This is a genomic window from Salinivibrio sp. SS3, assembly GCF_001722105.1.
Lineage (GTDB): Bacteria > Pseudomonadota > Gammaproteobacteria > Enterobacterales > Vibrionaceae > Salinivibrio > Salinivibrio kushneri.
In genome coordinates this window covers 18,530-34,860 of sequence record NZ_MEBQ01000004.1, presented here as the reverse complement: position 1 = coordinate 34,860, position 16,331 = coordinate 18,530, and the positions used below count along the sequence as shown (strand labels likewise).

15 protein-coding genes are annotated in these 16,331 nt (G+C 52.6%); 5 read left to right on the top strand and 10 right to left on the bottom strand.

Annotation, left to right across the window (positions count from 1 at the left end; all coding sequences use genetic code 11):
• Both BGL48_RS01795 and metN read right to left on the bottom strand, forming a co-directional pair.
• A complete protein-coding gene (locus BGL48_RS01795) occupies positions 1-687 on the bottom strand; it encodes a methionine ABC transporter permease (protein ID WP_069361055.1) in 687 nt (228 codons plus the stop codon).
• Positions 677-1,711, bottom strand: a complete 1,035-nt coding sequence (gene metN, locus BGL48_RS01790) for a methionine ABC transporter ATP-binding protein MetN (RefSeq protein ID WP_069361054.1) — start codon at positions 1,709-1,711, stop codon at positions 677-679. The genes BGL48_RS01795 and metN overlap by 11 nt, the downstream gene beginning before the upstream one ends.
• 247 nt (positions 1,712-1,958) lie before the next feature.
• On the opposite strand from metN, the gene BGL48_RS01785 reads away from it, so the two are divergent.
• Positions 1,959-2,597 (top strand): LysE family translocator, encoded by a 639-nt coding sequence (locus BGL48_RS01785; RefSeq protein ID WP_069361053.1) that lies wholly within the window; start codon positions 1,959-1,961, stop codon positions 2,595-2,597.
• Between the two features lie 7 nt (positions 2,598-2,604).
• Here BGL48_RS01785 and BGL48_RS01780 read toward each other — a convergent pair whose 3' ends face one another.
• The 3 genes from BGL48_RS01780 to BGL48_RS01770 all read right to left on the bottom strand — a co-directional run bounded on the left by BGL48_RS01780 (position 2,605) and on the right by BGL48_RS01770 (position 7,323).
• Complete coding sequence (locus BGL48_RS01780) at positions 2,605-3,744, bottom strand: amidohydrolase (RefSeq protein ID WP_069361052.1); 1,140 nt, start codon at positions 3,742-3,744, stop codon at positions 2,605-2,607.
• A gap of 129 nt (positions 3,745-3,873) precedes the next feature.
• Entirely contained in the window at positions 3,874-6,021 is a 2,148-nt protein-coding gene (gene pta / locus BGL48_RS01775; RefSeq protein WP_069361051.1) for a phosphate acetyltransferase, read from the bottom strand.
• 105 nt (positions 6,022-6,126) lie between these two features.
• Entirely contained in the window at positions 6,127-7,323 is a 1,197-nt protein-coding gene (locus BGL48_RS01770; protein WP_069361050.1) for an acetate kinase, read from the bottom strand.
• Positions 7,324-7,678: 355 nt separating this feature from the next.
• Between BGL48_RS01770 and yfbV the strand changes: the two genes are divergently transcribed.
• Positions 7,679-8,128, top strand: coding sequence for a terminus macrodomain insulation protein YfbV (gene yfbV / locus BGL48_RS01765; RefSeq protein ID WP_046073658.1), 450 nt, complete (start codon positions 7,679-7,681; stop codon positions 8,126-8,128).
• A 117-nt stretch (positions 8,129-8,245) separates the two neighbouring features.
• On the opposite strand, the gene BGL48_RS01760 is transcribed toward yfbV, so the two are convergent.
• The 3 genes from BGL48_RS01760 to BGL48_RS01750 form a co-directional block, all read right to left on the bottom strand.
• On the bottom strand, positions 8,246-9,214 hold the full coding sequence (locus tag BGL48_RS01760; protein WP_069361049.1) for a ChaN family lipoprotein: 969 nt from the start codon (positions 9,212-9,214) through the stop codon (positions 8,246-8,248).
• 15 nt (positions 9,215-9,229) lie between these two features.
• Positions 9,230-10,057 (bottom strand): 23S rRNA (guanine(745)-N(1))-methyltransferase, encoded by an 828-nt coding sequence (gene rlmA, locus BGL48_RS01755; protein WP_069361048.1) that lies wholly within the window; start codon positions 10,055-10,057, stop codon positions 9,230-9,232.
• Positions 10,058-10,187: 130 nt separating this feature from the next.
• Positions 10,188-10,688 (bottom strand): YfbU family protein, encoded by a 501-nt coding sequence (locus BGL48_RS01750; RefSeq protein ID WP_069361047.1) that lies wholly within the window; start codon positions 10,686-10,688, stop codon positions 10,188-10,190.
• 200 nt (positions 10,689-10,888) lie between these two features.
• Between BGL48_RS01750 and BGL48_RS01745 the strand changes: the two genes are divergently transcribed.
• The gene (locus BGL48_RS01745) at positions 10,889-11,536 is read left to right on the top strand and encodes an energy-coupling factor ABC transporter permease (RefSeq protein WP_069361173.1); all 648 of its coding nucleotides are present in this window, start codon (positions 10,889-10,891) and stop codon (positions 11,534-11,536) included.
• Between the two features lie 149 nt (positions 11,537-11,685).
• A complete protein-coding gene (locus tag BGL48_RS01740) occupies positions 11,686-12,876 on the top strand; it encodes an MFS transporter (protein WP_069361046.1) in 1,191 nt (396 codons plus the stop codon).
• A 62-nt stretch (positions 12,877-12,938) separates the two neighbouring features.
• Here the strand turns inward: BGL48_RS01740 and focA are convergent, their stop codons facing one another.
• Complete coding sequence (gene focA, locus BGL48_RS01735) at positions 12,939-14,387, bottom strand: formate transporter FocA (RefSeq protein ID WP_069361045.1); 1,449 nt, start codon at positions 14,385-14,387, stop codon at positions 12,939-12,941.
• 197 nt (positions 14,388-14,584) lie between these two features.
• Here focA and BGL48_RS01730 point away from each other — a divergent pair, with 197 nt between their 5' ends.
• Complete coding sequence (locus BGL48_RS01730) at positions 14,585-15,490, top strand: LysR substrate-binding domain-containing protein (protein ID WP_069361044.1); 906 nt, start codon at positions 14,585-14,587, stop codon at positions 15,488-15,490.
• A gap of 77 nt (positions 15,491-15,567) precedes the next feature.
• Here the strand turns inward: BGL48_RS01730 and pflA are convergent, their stop codons facing one another.
• On the bottom strand, positions 15,568-16,308 hold the full coding sequence (pflA, locus tag BGL48_RS01725; protein ID WP_069361043.1) for a pyruvate formate lyase 1-activating protein: 741 nt from the start codon (positions 16,306-16,308) through the stop codon (positions 15,568-15,570).
• Positions 16,309-16,331 lie beyond the last annotated feature (23 nt).

The window sequence follows — 16,331 nt, the reverse complement described above, 5'->3', positions numbered from 1 at the left end:
TTAGCGGTGATCGGCGCGTCGCACTAAGTAATCACCAAAAGATTGAATCGCTTGTACTAAGACCACCAGCATCACAACGGTGATCAGCATGACGGTGGTATCAAAGCGTTGATAGCCGTAGCGGATGCCCACATCCCCAAGGCCGCCGCCGCCGACCGCACCGGCCATGGCCGAGTAGCTCACCAAGGTGACCAAGGTAATGGTGGCGCCATTGATGATGCCTGGCAGTGCTTCTGGTATCAGCACTTTATAAATAATCTGGAACGGGTTCGCGCCCATCGCTTTGGCCGCTTCTTCTAGCCCTGCTGGTAGTTCCAGTAACGCCCCCTCAACCAAGCGGGCAATAAATGGAATCGCGCCGACGGTCAGTGGCACAATCGCCGCCGCGGTACCGATCGAGGTGCCAACCACCATGCGGGTAAAGGGAATAATCGCGACCAGCAAGATAATAAAGGGGATGGAGCGACCAATGTTCACGACTGCGCCAAGCACCTGGTTAACTTGTGGTTGACCCAGCAAACCACCGGGTTTGGTCACATGCAGTAACACGCCTAGTGGGATGCCAATCACAAACCCCATGATGCCGGAGGCAAACACCATATACAGGGTTTGGCCGGTAGCCTCGAGGAGCAAGTTGATAAGGGCGCTGTTTTCATTAACCCATTGGGTGAGTTGATCAATCAACATAGCCAAGTACCTCCGTGTTGACATGGTGCTTGTTGAGGTAAGTAATGGCGTTTTCAACCGCCTCTTTGGGGCCCATGATCTCCGCGAGGAGTAGGCCGAATTTCACGCCACCGGCATAGTCGATATCTGAGCTTAAAATACTGATGTCGATATCAAATAGGCGCGAGATCTGGCTGATTAATGGGTCATCGACCGTCGCACCGGTAAACTCAAGGCGCACTAACGGGTAGCTGCCTTCAAAGTATTCTTGTTGTAAGCGCTGGGCGAAATCATGCGGCACTGACAAGTCGAGGGTTGAGCGAATAAATTGTTTCGCCAAGTCGGATTTGGGGTGCGCAAAAATCTCGCCTACCGGGCCGGATTCAACCAGCTCCCCATCGCCAATGATGGCGACGTCGTCACAGATACGTTTGACCACGTCCATTTCGTGGGTGATCAGCAAAATGGTGAGGTTGAGCTTTTGGTTGATGGTTTGCAGCAGTGACAAAATCGATTGGGTGGTGGCCGGATCCAGTGCGCTGGTGGCTTCATCACAAAGCAGAACGTTGGGGCTTGGCGCCAGTGCGCGGGCAATGGCGACACGCTGTTTTTGTCCGCCACTGAGGCTGACAGGATACACATCACGCTTATCGGCCAAGCCGACCAGATCGAGCAGTTCGCTCACGCGTGTTTCAATCTCATCGCGGCTCGAGCCACTTAGCTCAAGCGGTAGGGCGATATTGTCGAAAACGGTGCGTGACGAAAGCAGATTAAAGTGTTGGAAAATCATCCCGATTTTACGGCGCGCTTGGGTCAACTGGCGGCTGGGTAGCGCGGTGAGGTTAGTGCCCCCCACTTTGACTGAGCCGCTGGTTGGGCGCTCGAGCAGGTTAACCATCCGAATTAGGGTACTTTTCCCAGCACCGGAGGCACCGATCACACCAAATACTTTTCCCTTGGGAATAAATAAGTTGATGTCATTAAGGGCATGAATTCGGCGCTCCCCGAGTTCGAATACCTTGTTGAGGTTGGTTATCTCAATCATCACATGTCCTTGGCGAATAATTTGATCACAGCAGACTCACTCAGCGGCTTGTGCCACATTCTTGCTGTCGCTCTGGTTATTGATGCTATGAGTTAGTCAAAATTAAGTCAATGGATATTTTTACTTCTGGACGTCTAAATGGCAATAAGTCCAATCGCTTGGTTATAAACTCAACAGTCAGCTTGATCTCAAACGATAAAGGGCGTTTACTAGAGGCCCCTGTAGTGCTTTGTTCTGATTACGCTTTATGCCAACTTCTTTGATTGATACCACCATGCTTTCCTTGTTTATCCCGACCTTTTTCCTCGTCTCGGTGACGCCTGGGATGTGTATGACCCTCTCGATGACGCTGGGAATGACCATCGGGGTTAAGCGTAGCCTGCATATGATGTGGGGCGAGTTAATTGGCGTGGGGCTGGTGGCGATTGCCTCGGTGATTGGAGTGGCGGCGATGATGCTTAATTATCCGTCTATCTTTCAGGTTTTCAAATACGTCGGTGGTGCCTATCTGGCGTTTATCGGGGTGCAAATGTGGCGATCTCGCGGGAAAATGGCCATTCCTGAGGAGGATGACGCTAGCCCCAGTCAAGCGTCTGCGTGGTCCTTGGCGGCCCAAGGATTTGTCACCGCGATTGCTAACCCGAAAGGCTGGGCGTTTATGATCTCACTGTTGCCGCCGTTTATTAATCCTAAATTAGCGCTGCCTAGCCAGTTAAGTGTGCTGGTGTTGATTATTCTGCTGACTGAATTTAGCTGTTTGATGCTGTATGCCAGTGGCGGTCGCACGTTGCGTCAATTTCTGCAGCAAAGAGGCAACGTGCAATTACTCAACCGTGTCGCCGGCACCTTGATGGTGGGTGTTGGCGTTTGGCTGGCGCTGGGGTAGGGCGTGATTAGCCTGTGATGCAGCCGTGATGCTCAGCGACCAACGCGGTAAAGAGCGCTTTGGCGGTGGGGAGGATCGCATCTGGGAAATCATAATCAGGGTTGTGCAGCTGTGGATGATGCTCACCACTGCCAATGCCAAATAACGCCCCTGGCCAACGAGCAAGAAATTCGGCCACATCCTCCGACCAACGCATGGGCTCGGTGAGCCTGTGAACGGCTAACCCTAACGACTGCGCGGCATTGACCACATGCTGCGTATGGTGCGTGCTGTTCTCGGCCGCGATAAAGGGCTCATGCCAGCAAACACTGACCGTTAATCCTGCCCGAGCCGCCAGCGTGTTCACTTTGTCGATTAAGTCGGCCTTCATGGCGTGAAAGCAGGCGTTGTCATCACTGCGTAACGTGGCCATCACGGTCGCCTGGCCGGGGGCGACGCCGTAGGCAGGCTCTCCTAACTGGGCGTGAACCAAGGTGACGAGGCTGTTGGCGTCAGGGTAGGCGTCGGGCAGTTGTGTCAGGGTATGCAGCACGCCTGTCATCGCACTGGCAGGGCTGATCCCACGCTCTGGGTAGGCGGCATGAGAAGTTTTTCCGTACAACTCAATAGCGACTCCGGTCGAGGCACAGGCAAAGGTGCCGGGGCGCACCACGATTTGATGCTGACTAAAGCCGGGGAGATTGTGAAAGGCGTAGACGTTATCAATCTGCGCGTTGGTAAGTGCGGGGGACTCGCACATACGCGCTGCGCCTTCGCCGGTTTCTTCGGCAGGCTGAAAGGCGAGCAGCACAGTGCCACGAGCGGGTGGCGTGTGGCGAAGCTCGGCGGCGACGGCCAGCAACGCCGCGGTATGACCATCGTGGCCACAGGCATGCATCACGCCTGAGTGCTGGGAGCAATAAGCCAGTGATCCACGCTCTTCAATCGGCAGCGCATCGAAATCGGCACGTAGCAAGGTGGTGGGCCCTGGTGCCGCGCCTTGAATGGTGACCAGGATCCCGTGACCGCCGACATCAGTGGCAGGGTGAAAGCCAAATTGCCGCAACTGGGCAGCGATAGTGCGGGCGGTGAGGGCTTCGTGGTTAGACAGCTCAGGGGTTTGGTGCAGGGTATGCCGTAGTGTGACGGGATCGAATTCGTTAGCCATCTTCGACTCCAAAACCAGAATGGATACGCCATGCTAGATCGCGTTGGCATGTAACGTTGTGAACGCAAACGCAAAAAAGCCAGCAACGGGTGCTGGCTTTTGTTTTATCTCGACAGGGCGTGGTGCAAATTACACTTGGCCGTTGTCTTCCGCTTGTTTCGCTTGGATAGCGGTCAGTGCCACTGTGTAAACAATGTCATCAACCAATGCGCCACGAGACAGGTCGTTCACCGGCTTGCGCATGCCTTGCAGCATTGGACCGATAGACACCAGCTCAGCAGAACGTTGTACCGCTTTGTAGGTGGTGTTACCTGTGTTCAAGTCTGGGAAGACGAACACGGTCGCTTTACCGGCAACCGGTGAATCCGGTGCTTTCGACTTAGCCACATTTTCCATGATGGCCGCGTCGTACTGCAGTGGGCCGTCAATCACTAGATCAGGGCGCTTCTCTTTGGCAAGACGGGTGGCTTCGCGAACTTTATCCACGTCAGCCCCTTTGCCCGAGCTACCGGTCGAGTAAGAGATCATTGCCACGCGCGGCTCAATACCGAATGCGGCGGCAGAATCGGCTGATTGAATTGCGATTTCAGCCAGTTGTTCTGCGTTTGGATCCGGGTTAATCGCACAGTCACCGTAAACCAGCACTTGCTCAGGCAGCAGCATGAAGAAGACCGACGATACCAAAGAGGCGTTCGGCGCTGTCTTGATGATCTGCAGCGGTGGGCGAATGGTGTTAGCGGTAGTGTGCACGGCACCGGAAACCAGACCGTCGACTTCGTTGGCTTCTAGCATCATGGTTCCCAGTACCACTGTGTCTTCCAGATGCTCTTGCGCAATCACTTCGGTGATGCCTTTGCTCTTACGCAGCTCAACCAAGCGGGCCACATATTTGTCACGCGCTTTTACTGGGTCAATGATTTCAACGCCTGCGCCCAGGGTGACGCCTTGCTGATCGGCAACACGTTTAATTTCTTCTGGGTTACCTAAAAGCACACACTCAGCAATTTTACGCTCGGCACAGATAGCGGCGGCCTTGATGGTGCGTGGCTCGTCACCTTCCGGCAGCACAATGCGCTTGGCGGCTTTACGCGCAAACTCGGTGAGCTGATAACGGAACGCTGGTGGGCTGAGGCGACGCTCGCGGTTAGAGCCAGAGCTTAGTGACTCAATCCAGTTGCCATCAATGTGGCTGGCTACATGGTCGTTCACAAACTCAACACGCTCTTTGTCGTCAGCCGGGACTTCGAGGCTGAAGCTTTGCAGGTTGAGCGAGGTTTGCCAGGTGTTCCCTGCAGTGGTGAACACCGGTAGGCCCGTTTCAAAGGCACGATCACACAGTGCTTTGAGCTGATCAGGGATCGAGTAACCACCGGTTAGCAGCAGTGCACCGATTTCCACGCCGTTCATCGCCGCCAAGCAGGCCGCGACAATCACGTCTGGACGGTCTGCCGAGGTCACCAGTAGTGAGCCAGGGCGGAAGTGCTCAACCATGTTAGGAATAGAACGGGCGCAGAAAGTAATGCTTTTGATACGGCGCGAGTGAATTTCACCTTCATTGATGATGGTGGCATTCAAGTGCTTGGCCATATCGCTGGCACGGGTGGCAATTAAGTCGATTTTCCACGGCACACAACCCAGTACGCGGATTGGGCTCGAGTTAAAGATCTGCATCACTTCAACGTTGGTCGGACGCGCGCCATCTGCATCGTCAAAGATTTCTGACAGATCAGGGCGGGTGCGGCCAGCATCATCCACAGGCGCATTGAGCTTGTTGATGATCACGCCAGAGATATTGCCGTTTTTGCTGCCGCCAAAGTTGGTGCAAGCAAACTCGATACGCTCTTTTAGCTGGGCTGGGTTGTCGGTACCTGGTGTGGTCACAAAGACAATTTCTGCATCCAGCGTCTTGGCAATCTCGTAATTGATTTGGTTGGCAAACGGATGGTTACGCGTGGTAACTAAGCCTTCAACCAATGCCACTTCGGTGTTTTGGGTGGCGTGAGTGAAGCGTGCAAGTACTTCTTCAAGCAACACGTCTTCTTGATCAGAGCGCAGCAGATTTTCGGCCTGGTTCATCGACATTGACTCGGCGACTTTCATATCACTGTTGGCGTGAATGATTTCCGTCGTCAGGTCTGTCACATCGGTGTCGCTACCGTGATGTGGCTGGGCAATGGGTTTAAAAAATGAGACGCGAACGCCTTTACGCTCCATCGCTCGCATGACGCCGAGGCTGACACTGGTCAGGCCGACGCCGGAGCCGATTGGGATTAGCATAATAGTACGGGACACGTTGACTTCCTCTTACTATCTGATTGGCGTGCCGGACAGGCCGGCACAAATATAAAAACGGCTGAGTGGAATCAGCCGTTGGGAATGGTCTTACAGGCCAGTTAGGCGCGCAGTGTCTTGCGCAATGACCAACTCTTCGTTGGTTGAAATCACCATCGCAGGTACACGGCTTTCGTCTGTGGTGATCACGCCTTCGCCACCAAAGCGGGCTTTCAGGTTGCGCGCTTTGTCGACATCAACACCCAGTAGCGACAAGCGCTCAAGTACCAGTTCGCGGATTGGACCTGAGTTCTCACCGATACCACCGGTAAAGACAATCGCATCAAGACGGCCGTCTAGGGTCGCGGTGTAGCTGGCTACGTATTTGGCAAGACGGTGACAGAACACATTCATTGCGCGAGTGGCTTCTTCTTTCTCGCCGTAGTTGTCTTCGACAAAGCGGCAGTCAGAGGTCACTTCGGTCAAGCCTTGCAGGCCAGACTCTTTGGTCAGCATGGTGTTGATTTGCTCAACGCTGTAACCCAGTGCATCGTGCAGATGGAAGATAATCGCAGGATCTAGGTCACCAGAGCGGGTGCCCATGACCAGACCTTCCAATGGAGTCATGCCCATTGAGGTGTCGACGGATTTGCCGTTTTTAATCGCACATACTGACGCGCCGTTACCGAGGTGGCAGTTAATGATGTTGACTTCATCAACAGGCTTGCCAAGCTGCTCAGCGGCGGCGTTAGCGATAAAGTAGTGCGAGGTACCATGCATGCCATAGCGACGGATGCCGTGCTCTTTATAAAGGTTATAAGGCAGCGCATACAAGTAGGCTTCTTCTGGCATGGTTTGATGGTATGCCGTATCGAATACCGCCACGTTTTTCAGCGCTGGGAAGGCTTTTTTCGCCGCTTCGATACCTACGATATGGGCTGGGTTGTGCAGCGGTGCAAAGCTGGCTGCATCGTGGATCCCTTTCAGTACATCGTCCGTAATTAATGCTGACTGAGTAAAGTGCTCACCACCGTGAACAACGCGGTGGCCGATGGCACCTAGGTTCTCGGCAAGCTCAGGCTTAGAGGCAAGAATGGTATCAACAATGAAGTTCAGTGCTTCATTGTGTGCGGCACCTTCGCCGAGTTGGGCTTCATGCTTACCGTCCATTTTCCACTTAATGCGGGCTTCTGGGAGGTGAAGGCATTCGGCTAGACCGGTAAGATGCTCATCGCCTGATTGAGCGTCGACAATGGCGAACTTCAAAGAGGAGCTTCCGCAATTGAGTACGAGAACCAGCTTGGACATGTATGACTACCTATGTTTCGTAAGACAGAGTGTATTGAACAAAAAGGATAGTGGACAAACAGAGACACTACCTTTTTAAAAAAAGAATTATCTCATGCGTTGTCGCGGGGAAGAACCATCTTTATCCGTCCTGGATAAATGAACACTCCGTCGAATACAACCAGATTAGGTTGCGAGACAATCGAATCCGAGCAACAATGATAAAGTGCGCTAAGGATAGCGGGACTTGATACAGATAACAAAAATTTTTTGAGCAATACTGGTTAATTTTGAAAGTTTTTAAACAGTTTGTTTAATTTTTATTGTAAAAGTTGAGTGACAGCGAGTCGAGTCACACTGAGTAAGTGAGGTAGGTATGACAACGAATAAGTCAATCTGGCGCTGCCTGCAAGACGGTCAGAAGTACATGCAGGAATGGCCAATGAGAAAGGAGTTGGCACCGGTTTTTCCCGAAAATCGAGTGATCACCATGACTCGTTTCGCGATTAAAGTCATGCCTGCCGTGGCGGCAATCAGTGTATTGCTGCAGATGTCGGCCAATAATGTGCAAGGGCTACCGCAAGCGGTGATTGTGGCCTTATTCGCGTTAAGCCTGCCGGTGCAAGGTTTGTGGTGGTTGGGTAAGCGTCGTGATACGCCTCTGCCGCCGGCGCTTGCGGGTTGGTATCGCGAGCTGCATCAAAAGATCACCAGCGAAGGCCATGCGATGCAGCCCATTAAAAGCCAACCTAAGTACAAAGAGCTTGCACATGCGTTAAGCCGCGCGTTTAAAGTGGATCGCGCCGCGTTGGAGCGCTGGTTCTAACAGACACGCGGCGTCGTCGCGATCGAATAGCTATCGACTAGGTATAGAGAAGAATCGACAAAAAACGCCGACCAGTTGGTCGGCGTTTTTTGTCTGTGGAAAAGCGTGAGCGCTGAGCTATTTGGTTGCGCGCTTACACTGCGCGTCACCTTGCCCCTGCATTTGGCTCACCGCTTGACGCATTTCATCCATCGACAGCCAACGCTGTGGCATGGGCAGTACGTGCAAGCGCAAGTCTGGCGCGTCGTCGCTCAGCATGGCTTGGTCGCTCACCGCGGTGATCAGTGCAATGCGCAGTTCAGGGTTGCGGGCGTGAATTTGTGCGGCGGTTCCCAACCCCTCAGCCACGTGAAAACGCCCGGCGACATGCACAATTTGGCTGTTGGGGTGAGCGGCATGATACGTGACGATGCTTTCGGCCATGGTGGCATCCCAGGCAAGCTGGGCGGCATATTGCGCGTCTGTTTGGCTGGCGCTGCCATGGTGCATATTTGCCTTAAACTTGCGCTTATAGGCAGAATCTTGGGTATCTACGGTGTCAGCAAACCAGCTACGCTGTTGCTCGGACAGACTATCCAGGTAGGACAAACCTTGTTGACCAATACAGCGCACCAGTCGCTTGGGGGCGTTGGCAGCAATCACCTCGATTTGACGTTGCTTGGCCAGCTCAATTAAGGGGCGGTAGCTGCCGTCATAGTTATCCCAGGCATTGGCCTGTCGTTTTAACGTGTCTTCGCCTATCTCGCCAGCAAGATATTGGTTAAGGACTGGCTGTGCATCGCGACTGAACTGCTCCATCGACAGGGCCACCGAATGCTCTGAGGCGAGCTGACTGAGTAGTTCAGTTTGAAAGCGGTGTACACCAGGATGGCCGTGCCACTCGCCAATAAGCACCACATCGGCATCCGCAACTTGAGCGGTCACTTGGGTCAGGCGCAATGGCTCGCCGTTTGCGCGGGTGACTTGGTAGTCAAATAAGGTGGCAAGCGCATCGGTTTTCGCATGGAGCGCTGAGCTAGTGAATGCGATGCAGGCTGCGGCGAGCAAGGTATTGATGAGACGAACCGATACACGACCTTGTTTCATGGCTTTTCTCCTTGGCTATGATTGCTCTGCGGCGTGATGACGATATACGCGCAGGGTGAAGTCGGCGTCGCACTCAAAGGCCTCGCTGTTGGCTAAGGTGTCACGCCACTCATCTGATGCGCGCCAAGCAAAGGGCGTCATCTGCAGTAGCGTGAGGGCTTGCTCGCCGGCTAATGTCATCGGGTAATGTAGTGAGTGCTCACTTTCCAGCTGGAAGCCTGGTAATGACTCCGGTGGCGTTTCGTGTAAGCGCACTTCTTGATAGATACCGGCTTTTAGCTGAAATAGATGACGTGGACCTGGCGTGACCGTCACTACCACGCCGCCAGGCTTAATCACGCGATCTAACTCTTCACCGTTACAGGGCGCATAAATGCGTACCACACCATCAAGGCTGTTGTCGGCAAACGGCAAGCGCTGGGAAGAGGCGACCGAGAACTGACACTGTGGATACCATTTGGCCGCATAACGTACCGCCACTTTGGCAATATCTAATCCGTGTACCGACCATTGTTGCGCTGCGGTTTGATCGGCAATTGCGTGGGTGTAATAACCTTCGCCACAGCCCACGTCTAAGATGGTTTGGTGCTCGCCATCGAGCGCCTGGGTGAGGGCGTCAATCATCGCTTGGCGCATCGGCGCATAATGACCGGCATTTAAAAACGCCCGACGGGCTTGGGTCATGGCTTTATTATCGCCCGGATCTTTAGAGCGCTTAAATTGTACCGGAAGCAGATTGAGGTAGCCTTCTTTGGCGCGGTCAAATTGGTGATTGTTAGCGCAATAGGCGCCACGTGACCTAGCTTGCAGGGGCTGTTGGCACAGCGGGCATCGATAAATCATGGTTGTTCGGTGTGTTAGCGTGAATGGGCTTAAGGGTACGGGCTTGCGAGGCGTTCGACAAGCGCGGCGCGAGCAAATTAAACAGCCGCCTGGTGGGCGGCTGGCAATAAAGAGGGGCGCTTGCTTTGGTTTAGGCGGCGAGGATCTGCTCAATCTCGGTTAAGCTTAAGTGGAATTGGCGCGGGCACTCACGCCATAAAGCCAGCATGCGACGGTACTTTTCCAGCATGGGCATTTGGCTGTTAAAGCGGTGCTCGCCTTGATCAAATTGCGGATAGAGCCCCTCTGTATCGACAAGAAAGCGGACATAATGCACTAAAGCACCTTCAGTGGCGGCGTCAAAGCCCCAGAACTGCACGCGACGTGGTGATAAGGCGGCTTGGTTGGCGTCGTCCAGAAGGTTGTAAGAGGCCTGTATCGCATGGTGCATTTCCATGATATCGATGATCTCACGGCATTGGGTTTCACATAACGCCTCGAACTGGCTGATCACTTCCGCCATTTGCAAGCCGTAACCGCGCTCAATAATGGTTTGTAAGCGGCGATACTTTTCGCTATTAGAGGGATCGAGGTGGCACATTAATTGGTATTGATTAGATAAAATCAGACGTTGTGCAGGGGTCATATCCATCGCGGTTGGCCTCTTAACTTTCAAAGGTACAATAGTCGTTCATCAATTGATGAGGGAATAAATAAAGACTACCACCTCTATGAGGGGGAAATCTTGATCTGAGCTATGTCCGTAGCACGTTTATCACCCGCTAGTGGTTGTGTCAGTCAAAGGTATAAAAGGTCAGTGACTAGGGATTGAATATGTTTGAGTTCGCCGAAATGAGCGGTTGGCAATGGGGCGGCTGGTTATTGTGGGCAGCGGTGCTGTATCGGACCTACCCACCAGAGTTTTTCGCTAAGCTGCGCCAGGAAACCGGGTATCAGCATTTGGCGTTTTCCTCCGCGGTGGTGTTGTTTGCGCTGTGGGCGCTCCAAGCGGGGATCAAAGAAGGCCTGGATATCCACTTTTTAGGCGTGACCACCTTAGCCTTGTGTCACGGCTGGCGCATTGCCATTTGGATTGCCACTGTGCCATTGGCGTTGATGGCGGTGTTTGGTTTTGTTCCCGTTGCTGATGTGGGCATGACCGCATTGACCACGGCCGTGCTACCTATCACCTTTAGTTATGGCATTTTCGCGCTCAGTTACCACTATTTAACCCGGCATTTGTTTATTTACATCTTTATCGCTGCATTCATCGGCGCGGCGCTCACGATAGTGTTCCAGCTGTCAGTGACCTCGTTGTGGTATTGGTTAGCCGATAGGCACAGCTGGCAAGACATTGTGCATAACTACCTGCAAATTGCGCTACTGATGTGGTTCCCTGAGGCGCTATTAAACGGTATGGCAGTGACGGTGATGGCGGTATATCGGCCTCATTGGTTGCGCACCTTTTATGACCGTGAGTATTTATCGCCAGAGCGTTGATGGCAAAGCGCTTAGGCGTTCACAGGGTATATCGATTAAATTTTCTTATTGATACGAACAAAAATGTTCGCTGTATTTATTCTGGATAATGGTACATATTTGCGGCCCCGGCCGTCCGTGCCACTTATCTGAGAATTGAACAAACTGTCATGAACAATCTATCCTCTGCACAAAATGGCAGCGGCGTAGCCCTGTCTGTGTTTCCATGGGTGCCACTAGTGAGCTTATCGGCATTTGCGGTCGCGAGTGGTTACTTGATGAGTTTGATTCCATTGGCGTTAATGCCGCTTGGAATGCCAGCGGAATTGGCCGCCTGGCTGGCGAGCGCCTTTTATGCGGGACTATTGTTCGGTGCTTTGTGGAGCGCCCGTATTGTTGCGCGTATGGGGCATCGTCAGGCATTAGTTTTGTTTATGAGTGTGGTGTTGCTGTCTATTGCCGCGATGGCAACGATCAAAGCACAGGGCGTATGGCTAGTGTCACGTTTTGTGGCCGGTATCGCGGTCGCAGGGGTGTTTGTCACCATTGAGTCATGGTTACTGATCGCGGATTCTGATCGTCAGCGCGCCAAGCGTTTAGGCTTTTACATGGCAGCCTTATATGGCGGTAATGCCTTGGGTCAGTTGGGCGTCGGTTATGTCGGTGTGACAGGGGCCCAGCCTTATTGGTTGATTGGTAGCTTGGTCACGGCAGCGATTATCGTGCCCTTATTTATGCGTCATGGTGAGCCATCGCAGGCGATGATGGGCGCTGTTGAACACTCGGGCACCTTGGGAGCCATTCGTAAAGCTGCCTATATTGCCTGTATCGTGTCGGGGCTCACGTTAGGTGCGATCTATGGGTTATTACCCCTTTATCTTGCTGAACGTGTCGACGATCACCAACAGATTGGGGCTATGATGGCGTTAGTCATTATGGGCGGCATGGGTGTTCAGCCGTTATTGGGTGCCATCTCGACGAGAGTCAATCGAGTCCTGTTGATGTTCTATTTCTGTGTGGTGGGATTGCTTGCCGTGGCCACCATTACACTTGCTAACAGCAACGTGTGGCTTGGTGTTGGACTCGTGATGCTTGGTAGTGCGGTGTTTGCCATTTATCCTACCGCGATTGCTTATGCGTGTGCCACGTTGGCACCGGGGAAAATTGTCGCGGCCACTGAGGCGCTTCTCCTCGCGTACAGTGTTGGATCCGTCAGTGGTCCGGTATTCGCGCAGCAAGCATTTGCGGGTGAGCAAGGATTGATGATGTACTTAGCCAGTTGTTTGCTCAGTACGGCGGTGTATATGTGGGTCGCTTACTTACGAGGACGCCGGCAGATGACTAACTGGAGTGCTGCCTGACAACGGCGAGTGCGAAAAACAACACGCCTCAGAACTGCGCTGAGGCGTGCTTTTGCGTTTGATTAGGCGCTAACAAGTCCCTCTTTAGCATCGGCAGGGAGAATATCCATGGCGTTGCCGTATAACGGTGCCAAAGCCCGAACCACATCTGAGCGACTTATCACCCCTACCAAGCGCTCGTCTCTCATCACCGGATAAATATAAGGGCGTGATAAGGTTTGCGTTTTAGCGCGTTCTAATGCCGACTGGGTAGTAAAGCGCGTAGCAATGCCCGCATCACTGACAGGGTACAGTACTTGGTTGTCAATGCTCATATACTGCGCCAGTTCAATCACCGATTGGTCTGCCTCAACGGTTTGTACCTCAGTGCGCATTAAGTCTTCGACTTTGGTGTCCATATCGGGTTGGTAATCATTCCACCATAAATCGACGAATACATCTTGCACCGAGAAAAAGCCGACTAATTCATTTTGCTTGTCGACCACCGGTGCGCCTTGTAACTGATAGCGGTTGAGTTGCTCTAATGCATCGGCCACAAACTGGTGGCTTTGTAAGGCGCAGTGAACAGGCTTCATGTTTTTTTCAATGGTTAAGGTTTCTTGGGTCATAGTAGGTCTCTCAGAATAATTTGCAGACGGGAGCGTCAATGCAGAAATGTGTGCGGTTTTGTGTTCTCTTTCTGGATTAATAATTAGCCAGTACCCCATGCCGACAAGGCCTGCACCGCCGACAATATTGCCGAGGGTGACAGGGATTAAATTGGCACTGATAAACTGGATCAGGTTTACGTCACTAAAGGCTGCGGGGGAGCTGCCCACCGCTTGCCAAAAGCTGTCTGGTGCGAAGGTGGCGATGCTCATGCCCAATGGCACCATGAACATATTGGCCACACTGTGTTCAAAACCGGTGCTGACAAACATGGCGACAGGCAAAATCACCATCACGGCTTTGGTCAGCGGATTTTGCGAGGTGAATGTCATCCAAATCGCCAAACAAACCAACAAGTTACAAAGCACACCAAGAGAGAATGCTTGCAGCCAGCTGTGATGCAGTTTGTGCTGAGCCACATGAAGAGCGTTGAGCCCCCACTGCCCATCATCAAGCTGGTATAAGCCCGCCGCCATCACGATCAGCACCAACAAGAGCGCGCCACATAAGTTGCCGATATACACCCTTGCCCAGGTATAAAGCAGGTTGCGTGTACTGATTTTGCCGTTGGCGCGTGCGAGCATCGATAGCACCGTGCTGGTAAATAGCTCAGCCCCGCCAAGCACCACAAGAATTAATCCCATGCTAAAGGCCAGCCCGCCCATCAAGCGGGTGAGTCCCCAACCGGCTGTGCTCCCCGTGGTCACCGTGAGGTAAAACACGAACGCCAACCCGATAAATAGACCAGCCATCATCGCCAACCCGACGGCCATACGAGTCGATTTGCGCGGTTTACTCTCAGCGTATTGCTCGGCTTGCACCAGCAGTGCAGCGGGGCCGTCAGTGTGGATAGGGGTTACCATCGGCTGCCTCCTCTTTTGGCAATGCGTGCCCGACCTTGAAGACAAAAAAACATACTGGTTGTACTCCTTTTTAGACTGAATGTGAATAAATCCAGCCTATTCGCCTGGTTATCAGGAGTAAAATTGATATTGCTTAGGGTAATAATCACAAAAATTGATAGTCTGATGTCATCAAAGTCAGACAGTAAGGATCCTAGATGCGCTACTCACTCAAGCAGCTCGCTGTGTTTGAGGCGATTGCCGCGATGGGCAGTGTGAGCCGTGCTGCCGACCATTTAGCGTTAACGCAGTCGGCGACCAGCATGGCGCTTTCACAGCTCGAAAAGCTACTTGGTAGGCCGCTCTTTGAGCGCCAAGGCAAGCAAATGCAGCTCACCTATTGGGGAGCATGGTTGCGACCCAAAGCACGACAACTGCTGTTTGATGCGCAACAAATTGAAGCAGGATTTGATGGACAGCACATTATTAGTGGTGATATTGCCTTAATTGCCAGTCAGACCGCCGCAGAGCACCTGATCCCAGACCTTATCAGTATTATTGATAGTGATTTTCCCGAGTTGAGAATCGACTTTACGGTGAAAAATACGCAAAAGGTGATTGATAGTGTGCGCCGCTATCAACACGATTTAGGGATCATTGAAGGCCGTTGTGATGACAGCCGCTTGAAACAACAGGTGTGGTGCCATGATCATTTGGTGGTGGTGGCAGCCAAGCATCACCCTTACGCGCAGCGCGATCAAGTAAGTTTGGCGCAACTTGAGCAAGCGCAGTGGGTATTGCGAGAGCCGGGGGCCGGGACACGGCATAGTTTTGATAGTGCCATTCATGGCGTTATCGAAGATCTTGATGTGCGGCGAGAATATGAGCAGGTGCCGGTATTACGTACCTTGGTGGCCAATTCCAACTACCTCAGCTGCTTACCCTATCTTGATGTCGAGAAGTGGATAGAACGCGAAGAGCTGGTGGCGCTGTATGTGCCGGAGCTGAATATGCGCCGGACACTGTCGTTTATCTGGCGAGCGGATGGCGCCGATAATCCCTTGCGTGATTGTATTATTCGAGAAGCCATTCGGATGACTAAAGCCCGCCGTCGAGAGATGTAAGTATCAAGGCGCGAAAAACAAGGATAAAAAAAGCCGGCCACGAGGTGACCGGCTGATGGGGGCTGAGGGGCGTCAGGTTAATACATGACGTTATGACCATAACTGGCAATAATCGCTTTGACGTTATCCATCACTTCTTTTGATGGGGGCGAGACGTCTTGCAGTTCGTAATCATGGCCCAGTGCTTCCCATTTGTGTGCACCGAGCTGGTGGTAGGGAAGTAACTCGACTTTTTCGATATTATCCATGTCTTGGATAAATTGGCCGAGACGATGGGCAGAGTCATCATCATCTGTATAACCGGGGACAACCACGTAACGAATCCAGGTTTTTTGCCCAATTTTGTGCAGATATTTGGCAAAGTCGAGCGTTCGTCGGTTTGATACACCGACTAAATCTTCATGAACCTCATCATTGAGCTGTTTGAGATCCAGCATCACCAAGTCGGTCGCATCAAGGACTTCATCAATCACCGGGGTGTGTTTGCGAATATAGCCGTTGGTATCTAAACAGGTGTGGATCCCTTCCGCGTTAGCGGCTTGGAAAAAATCACGCACAAACTCAGGTTGCAACATGGCCTCACCGCCAGATGCGGTCACCCCGCCACCAGAGGCGGTAATAAAATGGCGATAGGCACGCACATCTTTCATTATTTCATCCACGGTGACTTCTTTGCCGCCATGCGTGTCCCATGTATCACGGTTATGACAGTATTTGCACCGCATCAAGCAGCCTTGCATAAAGACAATAAAGCGGATGCCAGGGCCATCTACGGTGCCACAGGACTCAAACGAATGGATGCGACCAATTGTCGACATAGCTGTCTCCAGACTGCGAATGG